This is a genomic window from Desulfosarcina sp. (assembly GCF_055467485.1).
Genome location: NZ_JBUOIV010000099.1, coordinates 1 through 9,972, shown reverse-complemented (window position 1 = coordinate 9,972; position 9,972 = coordinate 1). Strand labels below are relative to the sequence as shown.

General features: G+C 58.3%; 9 protein-coding genes and 1 pseudogene. All 10 read right to left on the bottom strand.

Annotation, left to right across the window (positions count from 1 at the left end):
* Positions 1-474: 474 nt before the first annotated feature.
* A complete protein-coding gene (locus ACZCED_RS24015; RefSeq protein ID WP_464861978.1) occupies positions 475-1,215 on the bottom strand; it encodes a TIGR03943 family putative permease subunit in 741 nt (246 codons plus the stop codon).
* Positions 1,212-2,237, bottom strand: a complete 1,026-nt coding sequence (locus tag ACZCED_RS24010) for a permease (RefSeq protein ID WP_464861977.1) — start codon at positions 2,235-2,237, stop codon at positions 1,212-1,214. Before ACZCED_RS24010 ends, ACZCED_RS24015 begins: the two co-directional genes overlap by 4 nt.
* A complete protein-coding gene (locus ACZCED_RS24005) occupies positions 2,238-2,666 on the bottom strand; it encodes a Fur family transcriptional regulator (RefSeq protein ID WP_464861976.1) in 429 nt (142 codons plus the stop codon).
* Position 2,667: 1 nt separating this feature from the next.
* Entirely contained in the window at positions 2,668-3,537 is an 870-nt protein-coding gene (locus tag ACZCED_RS24000; protein WP_462967817.1) for a metal ABC transporter permease, read from the bottom strand.
* A gap of 3 nt (positions 3,538-3,540) precedes the next feature.
* A complete protein-coding gene (locus tag ACZCED_RS23995) occupies positions 3,541-4,341 on the bottom strand; it encodes a metal ABC transporter ATP-binding protein (protein ID WP_462967816.1) in 801 nt (266 codons plus the stop codon).
* A complete protein-coding gene (locus ACZCED_RS23990) occupies positions 4,328-5,218 on the bottom strand; it encodes a metal ABC transporter solute-binding protein, Zn/Mn family (RefSeq protein WP_464861975.1) in 891 nt (296 codons plus the stop codon). The genes ACZCED_RS23995 and ACZCED_RS23990 overlap by 14 nt, the downstream gene beginning before the upstream one ends.
* 164 nt (positions 5,219-5,382) lie before the next feature.
* Positions 5,383-6,135 carry a tetratricopeptide repeat protein gene (locus ACZCED_RS23985; RefSeq protein ID WP_464861974.1) on the bottom strand — a complete coding sequence of 251 codons (753 nt, stop codon included), beginning with the start codon at positions 6,133-6,135 and terminating at the stop codon, positions 5,383-5,385.
* Positions 6,132-7,856, bottom strand: coding sequence for a BatD family protein (locus ACZCED_RS23980; protein ID WP_462967813.1), 1,725 nt, complete (start codon positions 7,854-7,856; stop codon positions 6,132-6,134). Before ACZCED_RS23980 ends, ACZCED_RS23985 begins: the two co-directional genes overlap by 4 nt.
* Positions 7,857-7,892: 36 nt before the next feature.
* The gene (locus tag ACZCED_RS23975; RefSeq protein ID WP_464861973.1) at positions 7,893-9,692 is read right to left on the bottom strand and encodes a VWA domain-containing protein; all 1,800 of its coding nucleotides are present in this window, start codon (positions 9,690-9,692) and stop codon (positions 7,893-7,895) included.
* Positions 9,689-9,972, bottom strand: a pseudogene (locus ACZCED_RS23970) (magnesium chelatase); the annotation flags it as partial. The pseudogene ACZCED_RS23970 and the gene ACZCED_RS23975, both read right to left, overlap by 4 nt.

Below are 9,972 nucleotides of genomic sequence, written 5' to 3'. Positions count from 1 at the left end.
TGCTTTGCGTAAGGTGATGGATCTGCCAAAGTCCTGCCACCATGATGTTTGGATATTAACCCATCCCGACCTTCGCCAAACTGCTCGCGTAAAAGCATTTATGCAATTTATGTATTATGAAACAAAAGCTGAGGAAAGGGTTGGTTAATGCTCGCCAACAATCGTGTGTATTGTCGCAGAGGTTTAACATTTATCCCATCAATAATAGATTTGGCTATCGCAAAAGAAATGGTTTGACAATACCTTGTGTTTACTTGCCAATTTCACTAAATATTAAGAATGTTTGCCAATCCAACGCACCACTACATATACGGGCTGTTGAATTTCCAATCCACTGCAGATTACATCGGGAAAAAGAATCTATCACAGAAATGTGGCGATTCGAGATGAGATTGAGATAAGACGTCGTTTCTGTCTTTTGAAAGGGCTGGGCGTCAGTCTCCAGTGAGTCAGGCCGGGTGCTCTGACGGGTTGTTAGAAAAACAGATACTGGTCGCCCGGAGGCGGAGCTGGTTTTTTCACGATGGTGTCAGCTTTGATCACCGGCACATCGGTGCCGTTGAAATTGACAATCTGAACGGTACCGTCCACACGAATCCAGTTTTCGTCATTAAAAAATTCCACACCCGGTTTCTCCACAAACACCCACACGGGCATGGCGTCTGCCGCACAGCAGAAGATAGCGAACCGGAAAAGGGTCAGGGTGTTTGCCGGCATGATAGCGGGGCGATAGACCAACCCCTCGGTGATTACCCGCCTCCCGTTAATCCGCTTCATATTCCGGGCGATATCCAGCAGGGTCATGGCTGGCCTTGGGTTCGCATCATCGGCGATGCTTTTTCCGCTTTCCAGCAGACGGGTCAGGGTTTTCTGCTCCATGCCCGTATATTTTCTGATCAGTGCGTACGACCCCATACCCTGATCGACAATGGTGGTCAGGAAAAGCAACGGCGTCAGGATTACGAGCGCTTGCACCACTGTCATCGCCAATGGCCAGCCGGCATCATGCCGTTTCGGGCCAATCAGGGCCACAAGAATAAATGCCATCAGCAGCACGGCACCAGCCGCCAGAAAAAGCCGGAACCGGGGGTGAAGGAACGCGGTGTCGGTTCCCGTCAGCAGCAATGCGCACAGCGCGCCTAACCATGCAACAAATAGAAGAACGTCAAGGTAGCGGCAGACGGACAGCACCAGCTTTTTTAGGATTCGCCTCATCTGACCATCCATGAGCCGGCCATCATGATCACAAATACGATGGCGAATGTTGATAAAGACAGGACCAGAATCAGGCGTTTTCTGAACATCCTGAAATACATGGCAATCAGTTTCAGATCCAGCATCGGTCCCAGAACCATGAAGGCCATCTGGGCGGAAAGGGGCAGTGTGGTGCGAAAGGATGCCGCGACAAATGCATCGGCTTCACTGCACAGGCTCAAGAGGAGCGCCAGAATCATCATGGCCAGAATGGAAAGGGGAATCGACCCGAACAAGACGGCTAACTCTCCCCGGACGACTAGGGTCTGCAGAACACCCGCCACGAAAGCGCCGAACACCAAAAACCGGCCGATATCGATAAAATCAGATGCCCCGTGCCGGAGTGCGTGCAGAATTTTTTCCGGTATCCGTGATGATGAATCGGTTTCTCCTGACGCGTCCACCGGAAAGCCGGTCAGGGCGGTTTCCCGTGAGAAGGACCGGTCGATCAACAGGCCCATGGCCACAGCGATAAGATATCCAGAGGCCAACCGGAACCAGGCCATGCGCAGGTCGCTGCCATAGGCCACTGCAGTCGAAAGGGCCACCAGGGGGTTGACGATGGGGCCGCCCAGCAGAAAAGCAATGCCGGCACCCAATGGCAGTCCCTTGCTGAATAGCCGGCGCACCACCGGAACAATGGCGCATTCACATACCGGAAACACCATGCCGAGGCCGGCAGACAGGAAAATGGCCGGCAGCATACCGGTCGGCAGGATGCGTGAGATGATGGTTTTCGAAACGAAGACCTCGATGAACCCGCCGATAAATGCACCCAGCAACATGAAGGGCAGCGCTTCCAGAAAAATAGAAACAAAGGTGACGCCAAGCGTGTCGAACCAGGGGGTGTGGCGGAAAAATAAGATCAGGCAGACGAGCGCGGCAACAAATACAAGCTGAGCGGACAGGAACAACCGGGCAACCGGGTGGTCTTGTCGAAAATGGTGACCATTGGCCGCATCTGCGGAGACGAGGGGATTCATTTATTTCATACAGTTTTTGCAAATGCCGTCGACCCGGACTTCGACCTTGTCGATACGGCCGGGAAACGTTCTCCACAACTCCTCGCTGTCTACATTCAGGCTGTCCGGTGTCAGACAGTCCATCTGGCCGCAACGCGTGCAGTAAAAATGGGGATGGGGATGGTGGTTGGCATTGGGGGCCATCCCATAGTAAAAAGCCCGGCCACCGGTGCTGATACGATCCACCAGGTCATGTTCCACCAGCAGGTCCAGGATCCGGTAGACGGTAACCCGGTTGATGCTGCCGTTACGTTCCAGGGTTTGGTAAATATCGGCGGCGGACAGCGGATAGCTGTTGTTGCCGATGACTTCCAGCACACGAATCCGGTTGTCGGTCGCATCCAGACGAGCGGCGATCAGCAGGTCCTCATAATTGCATCGATTGCACATGCTAGCTCCTCTGCGGGCCCACGGCGGTATTTTCTTCGGTCGTTCGGGATGCAGGCAACTTTTTCGGCGCGGGGACCAACCGCGCTACCAGCAGGTTCAGGAAAAAAAAGAGGCCGGCCACCATGATGATGGAGGCTCCCGAGGTGAGGTCAAACGCATAGGAAATCCACAACCCGGCAACGGTAAACACCACACCCAATACACTGGATCCGATCATCATCTGCAGCAGGGACCGGGCGTGCTTTTCCATAATGAAAGGGGGGATGGTCAGCAGCGCGATCACCAGGATCAGTCCCACCACCTGGATAACCATCACCACGGTAACCGCCAGCATGCCGATGAGCAGAAAGTAAAGGGCGGTCACCGGCACGCCGCGAATGCGGGCGAACTCTTCGTCGTAGGAGAGGGCCAGCAGGTCCTTGTAGTAGACCGCTACCAGGGCAACGATGCAAAAACCCATAGCCATCATGATCCACAGGTCGGCGTCCGGCACGGTCAGGATGCTGCCGAACAGGTAGCTCATCAGATCCACGTTGTAGCCGGGGCTCAGGTCGATCAGGATGATGCCGCAGGCCATCCCCAGGGCCCAGATGACGCCGATAATGGTGTCGGCCCGGTGTCGGGCCTTCAGGGTGACAGCGGCCATGATCATGGCCGCCCCCAGTGAAAATCCCAGGGTTCCCGCCAGGTAGGGCCATCCGAAGTAAAACGCCAGGCCGATGCCCCCGTAGGCGGCATGGGCGATGCCGCCGGAAAGAAAAACGATTCGGTTGACCACCACCAGGGTGCCCATGATGCCGCAGATGATGCTGGCCAGCAGACCGGCGGCCAGTGCGTTGCGCATGAATTCGAACTGCAGGGCCTCGATCATCGATCACTCCTTGTGGTGCTGCAGGACGCGGTGGGGCAGGTGACCGTGGGTCACCAGTTCGACGGGGCAGACTTCCTCGACGGTGCATGGGTACATGGTTTCGAGCATGTCGCCGGTGATCTCGGCCTGGCGGTGGTAGTGCAGCCGGCCGTTCACGCAGGCCACCGACTTCACGTACGTCGAGATCACCAGCAGGTCGTGGCTGACCACGATAATGGTGATGTCATTGTTCAGCCGTTTGAGCAGTCTGAAAAATTCGGTCTGCCCTTTGGAATCGATGCTCGCCGTGGGTTCGTCCAGCAGCAGCAGCCGGGGCCGGGTGACCAGGGCCCGGGCGATGAACACCCGCTGGCGCTGGCCGCCGGACAGCTCGCCGATACGGCGGTGGGCCAGGCCGGCCATATCGATTCGTTCCAGTGCCTCCAGGGCATCCCGGCGGTCCTGCTGGGCGTTGGTCGACCATCTTTTTCCGGGGGCCAGCTTGCCCATGAGCACCACGTCCAAGGCCGTAATGGGAAAGCGACGGTTGATGTGTACGTCCTGGGGCACATAGCCGATGTGATGGGAGACTCGTGGCGCCGGTTTTCCCATGACCCGGATTCGGCCCCGCTCCGGTTTGAGCAGTCCGAGCATGAGCCTGAGCAAGGTGGTTTTGCCGCCGCCGTTGGGACCGATCATGGCGATGAAGTCGCCCTCTTGGACCTCCAGGTTGATGTCGCTGAGCACACGCTGCCCGTTGTAGGCAAAGTCGAGATCCGCGATCTGAATGATGAGATCACTGCCTGTGGGATCATTCGAATGCATATTTAAATTCCTCGGCCACCTGGCGCAAATTGTTTGCCCAGTCACTGGCCAGCGGGTCGACAACGGCGACCCGTCCGCCGATCGCCCTGGAAATTTGTTCGGCGCTTTTTGACGAGAACTGGGGTTGGGCGAAAACCACCCGGATCCGGTTCGACCGCGCCCGTTCGATCAGATCTTTGAGCTGTGCGGGTTTAGGGCTCTTGCCTTCGATCTCGATGGGTACCTGATTCAGCCCATAGGTGTGGGCGAAGGTTCCCCACGAAGGGTGAAACACCATGAACGATGATCCCTTCAGGCCATCGAAGGCCGCTCGCAACTGGGCATCCAGATCGACGATTTCCATGATGAACGCCCGGTAATTGGCTTCGTAGGCGGAGCGATGAACCGGGTCGACGGCCTGAAGTGACGTAAGGATCGACCGGGCCTGCAGCATCACCAGGGGCGGGGAGAGCCAGATGTGCGGATCGAGACCGCCGTGACGGTGATCGGTTTTGTCGTCATCATTCGTGTCGTGATCGTTATGGCCTGCCATCGGCAGCTTCAAGACACCATGGTCGGTGTGAACCACCTTCATGCGGGGGTTTACGGCCGATATTTTTGCCAGCTTGGCAGCCTCGAACTCGATGCCGATGGCAAAATAGAGCACCGCCTTGGACAGGGCCACCATTTGCTGCGGTCTGGGTTCATAGGTGTGCGGATCGGCGCCGGGTTCCACCAGCACCTGCACATTCACCAGGTCTTTGCCAATTTGTTGCACGAAGTGTGCTTGGGGGGCGATGCTGACAAACACGGGAACCCGTTCCGCGGTCCATGCGCGGCCAACAAAACCACCCAGTATCAATAAAATGATTGCAATCAATGCGTTAACGGTGTTCATGGTGCTGCCCTGTGTGCCTGGCGATGTGGGTTTGACTGCGCAATAACCTCAATGCAAATCTATTGCATTGAGTGGCGCTTGGCAAGGCTGGAAGGGAAATAAAGGCGAGGGCCCGTTGAAGGGTATGAGAATGCCCGATTTCTAAAATGGTATGTGGCCGGCGGTCAGATAATCCCGGCTTCAGTTTTCCTCACCCAACCGATCTTGTCTTCAGTGTAGCGGATGAGCAGGTGCGTATCGGTTTCACGCGCGACACGGACCTTGGTTCCGGCGTGCAAGACGAAGAGCTGGGTGTCGGTGTCCGTGAAACCGGAGCGGACGGGTACCTGTTCGGTCAGAACAACGGCATGGCGCACCTGGATGGCTACGACATAGTTGTAGGCGGCCGTGGCGCTGAAAATCACCGTGGCGGCGGCGGTCAGAATGATGGAGGGGCGCAGGAGGCGTTTTTTCCGGACGACCAAAACGGACAATGCCGTCCACAGGGCCGCGTTGAGGAAGACGGCCAGCCAGCGAACCGTTGAAGGACTCAGCTGGTAATTCCAGAAAAAGAGGATGCGCAGCAGGGGGGATTCCTTTTCTCCCCGTTCATCCTTGGTCATGGTCAGGGCGTAGTCGTAGTTAAAACGCAGATCCGGGTCGTCCGGGATGCGTTTCAATGCCCGTTCATACCACAGCAGGGCGCGGCCCAGGTCGTCGTTTTTCAAATAGGCGTTGCCCAGGTTGTAGAAGAGCTTGCCGTTGTCCACCCCGCTGGCGGCGAGGCTTTCGAAGGCGGCGATGGCGGCCGGCCAATCCCCCTTGTGGAAGGCTTGTGTACCGTCCATGAAGGTGCGCACCGTCGGCGATGCCGGCACGGAGGCGGTGCTTGCCAGGAACACTAAAAGGCTTGCAGCCGTGATCTGCCACACGTTCATCGGGTCAGCCTCCTTACCGCCTGCCGGGTCCGTTCCAGCAGATCCGCCCGTTTTGGCGTGTCCAGTTTGCCGCCGGAGTAGTTGAAGGATTCGATCGTTTCCAGGAGCCGCGCCGTAGCGCTGGCGTCGTCCGCATTCCATCCGATTTGCAGCAGTCGATCGCTGGCCTCCGACCAGGTGAGCGAGGTGCCCATCACGCCCTGCCGGCCGAGGATGGCCGATACCAGCGCCCGGTAAAGGGACGAGAGAAACTCGGCATCCGGGATGTCGGCGCTGGCGGATTTAAGCGACTGTCTGGCTCGATCGGCCATGATCCGGCCCGGTGAATCGTCCTTTTGGACCACCTTCAAGACGGTTCTGAATGCCAGAAACACCAGCACCGGGATCGCCATGAAAAGACCAAACCATAGGGGCGGCAGGGATCGCTGAGGTTTTAAAACCTCCAGTCCCTCTTTCAGCGGGAGGATATCCCGGCCGGTAAACTCGACCCGTTTTTTGAGCGAAGGGGGTGTTACGGGGGTGCCCCGGAACACCTCGACGTCGGCTGCCGCCGTTTCCGAGGGCGAGACGGTGACTTCGAAAGCCGAGGTGAAGATATCGCGGTACGCCCCGGCTGCCACGTCGAAATAGGTCAACACGAGCGGATCGATGCGGTATCGCCCCGGCTGGACGGGGACCAGGGCCGTTCGGAAAACTTTGTTTCCCGAATAGCCTTGCGGGCCCGGTTGGATCTGCGCTTCGGGATTGTCGGCATAGGCCTTGAATTCCGGTGGCGCGGGAATGGCCGGTGCCGTGGCGTCCATGATGTTGCCGGTGCCGCTGATGGTGACGGCCATCGTGGTCGAATCGCCTACCTGTATGGCTGTTCTGTCCAGGCTGGCGTCGATCTCGAACCGGCCCACCAGGCCGGAAAACGACCTCCCCGGCGGCCTGGGCGGCAACGCTTTTACCTGAACCGCAATGGGGGCGGTTTCCAGGATGCGTGTAGTCATCTGGCTTCGCCCAAAAAAAGAATCCATACCGGAGAAGGGCCGCGCCCGGCGGTTGCGCTGCAGCAACCCCACCTGAAGGACCGCCGGCTGGATCTCCAGGGTGCCTGTTTTCACAGGAACCAGGATGAATATGACCTCGGTCACGATGAATTCCCGGCCGTTGATCACCGTTCGATAGGATTTGCGATCCTCCAGTTCCTCGGCATTGAACCCGTCGAATTCCGGGGCCTGGAACTTGGCGTCGGCCACCTGGACGGCGTTGAAAAGCCGAAAGGTATAGACCATCTGCTGACCGACCCACGGTGCCGGTTCGGACACTTCGGCGGTCACATACACATCGCGCTGGCCGCTGTCGGTCGGCGGTTCTTTGGAAACCGTGATGCCGATGGGGGTCGTATAATGAATCTTACCGGCGATGGTCACCGGGATGGCCGGGATGGTCACAGGCCCGGCTTCCAAGGGGATCAGGACATAATTGTGGATCAGCTGACGGGAGGTGCGGCCGTTGATCATCTGGAAGCTGCTGCTGGTTCCGCGGGAGACGGTTTTGAAATCGGCGAGACCGGAAAGATCGACCTCACCCTCGCCGCCGTCGATGATGACCTGCAGGGCGATGGATTCCCCAACGGTGGCCTGGTTGCGGTCCACCACGGCACGCACGCTGGCGGCATCGGCAAACGCCGCGGTCGCCAGCAAGATGATTACGGTGATGGTTAACGTTTTTTTCACTGATAGGCGTATAAGCAGTTGGTTATCTGGACGACATCACCAGTCTTTCTCCACCGTCCGTTTGCCGGCGGCGGGCATGAGGGCCCGGCCCGGTTGATCCTGAAGGCGGTTCAGCATCCGCTCGGCCTGCAGGGGGTCCGCCGCCGTTTCGCCCGGCTCGGCCGGGCGGGGCGGGGCCGATGGCTGCTGATTCTTCGGGGGCGCATCGGCCCCGGCCGCCTGTTGTTTTTGCTGCCCGTCCATTTCCTCGCCGAATTCGGGGCGCTGCTGCTCCTGTTCGCCATCCGCCCGGTCGCTTGGAGCCTTGTCCTGCTGCTGTTCTTGATCCTCGGGTGATTGCGACTTCCCGTTTTCATTGGATTTGGACTCGTTCTCCTGGCCCTGATCGCTTTTTTCCTGATTCTTCTGGCCGTCTTCCGACTGCTGCTGTTGCTGCTCCATGACCTTTTTCACGAAGGCCAGGTTTTCTTGGGTCTGGCGGTCGTCGGGGTCGATGGCCAGCGCCGCCTCGTAGTGGCCGATCGCCTCCTTGGCCCGGCCCCTGCGGAATTCAGTGTTGCCGAGGTTGTAAAGGATGTTGCGTTTCAACTCGCTGTCGTCGGTTTCCAGCGCCTTTTTGTAGTGTTCGGCTGCCGCTTCGAAGTTGCCGGTTTTATAGTAGGCATCGGCCACGTTGTAAAGCGCTTCAGGCTGGTCCGGGGCGTTCAGCTGGGCATCGGTGAAGTGCCTGAGCGCCTTTTCGAAATCTCCCTTTTCATAAGCGGCAATGCCGTCGTGGGTGTCGTTGGCATCGGCCGATGGGTGCGGAACGAGTACCAGCGCCGCCAGCAGCGGGACAAGCATGGCTTTACGACTGACGGGGAGCATCAGTTCCGCCGCGAGGCAGAGCAGCGCCAGGGCCAGGGGCCACTGGAAACGATCCTCCCAGACCTGCTTGCGTCCCGAGGAGAGGGTCTTTGCTTCCATCGTCCTGCGGATTTCATCGGTGTAGATGGCGTCAAGATCCATGTCGCCGGCTACGGATCGCACGTAGGTGCCGCCGGTGACGACGGCCATTTTCTTGAGGGTGTTTTCATCCAGGCGTGAAAGCACAATCTGTCCGGAGTGATCTTTTTTAAAGCCGCCGGCAGGCTCGGGAATCGGTACCCCGTCAATGCCCCCCACACCGATGCAGAACAGCTTGATTTTCTTTTCTTTCAATGTCTCGGCCGCCTTCAACGGATCGCCGTCGCCCGTGTTTTCACCGTCGGTGATAAGGATCACCGCTTTATCCGAAGCGCTTTTGGGCTCGAAGCTGTCCATGGCCGTGGCCAGTGCCCCGGTGATGTCGGTACCGCCAACCGGGAGATAATCGGGCGACAGGGCATTCAAAAAAAGATTGAAGGCGTCGTAATCAAGGGTTAACGGACATTGCAGAAAAGCCGTGCCGGCAAAGGCCACCAGCCCCACGCGGTCACCTTGCAGCATGGCCAGCAGGTCGAACACTTCCCGTTTGGCACGCTCCAGGCGGGTCGGTTGGATGTCGGTGGCGGTCATGGATCGCGAGCAGTCCAGGGCGATGATGATGTCCACCCCCTGCTGGCGGATCTCCTGCCAGCGGTAGCCGTATTTGGGCCCGGCCAGGGCTACGGCGCTGAAGAGCACCGCAGCCATGAGCAGGGACGCCTTGACCCACCGCCGGCCGCCGACCGAGTCCGGTGCGATCGCGTCGAGGCCATGGGCTGAAGCGAAGCGGTGCATGATCTCACGCCGCCGGCGCGACCCGTAGACGATCACCAGGAACAACACCGGCACGGCCCAGATGAAGAAAAGCATTTCGGTTCTGAAAAACGTCATGGGATGACCAGGTACCTCGTGTTGCGCAAGATTACGTAAAGAGGCAGCATTACCAGTGCCGGAATCAACAGCCAGGGGTAGATCTCGTGGTATTCGGCGAAGATGTCGACCTTGACCGCGGTGGTTTCCATGGCGTCGATGGTGTCATAGATCCGTTGCAGGCCCTCCAGGTTCTCGGCCCGGAAATAAAGCCCCCCGGTCTTGTCGGCGATGGCCCGCAGTGTGTCTTCGTCGATATTTACCTGCTGGTACACATAGCGTTCGCCGAAGAGGGGGTCCT

Coding starts and splice junctions, on each gene's coding strand:
- ACZCED_RS23995 (WP_462967816.1), bottom strand. CDS start 4,341: ATGCATTCGAATGATCCCACAGGCAGTGATCTCATCATTCAGATCGCG.
- ACZCED_RS23985 (WP_464861974.1), bottom strand. CDS start 6,135: ATGAACGTGTGGCAGATCACGGCTGCAAGCCTTTTAGTGTTCCTGGCA.
- ACZCED_RS24010 (WP_464861977.1), bottom strand. CDS start 2,237: ATGAATCCCCTCGTCTCCGCAGATGCGGCCAATGGTCACCATTTTCGA.
- ACZCED_RS23990 (WP_464861975.1), bottom strand. CDS start 5,218: ATGAACACCGTTAACGCATTGATTGCAATCATTTTATTGATACTGGGT.
- ACZCED_RS23975 (WP_464861973.1), bottom strand. CDS start 9,692: ATGACGTTTTTCAGAACCGAAATGCTTTTCTTCATCTGGGCCGTGCCG.
- ACZCED_RS24000 (WP_462967817.1), bottom strand. CDS start 3,537: ATGATCGAGGCCCTGCAGTTCGAATTCATGCGCAACGCACTGGCCGCC.
- ACZCED_RS24005 (WP_464861976.1), bottom strand. CDS start 2,666: ATGTGCAATCGATGCAATTATGAGGACCTGCTGATCGCCGCTCGTCTG.
- ACZCED_RS24015 (WP_464861978.1), bottom strand. CDS start 1,215: ATGAGGCGAATCCTAAAAAAGCTGGTGCTGTCCGTCTGCCGCTACCTT.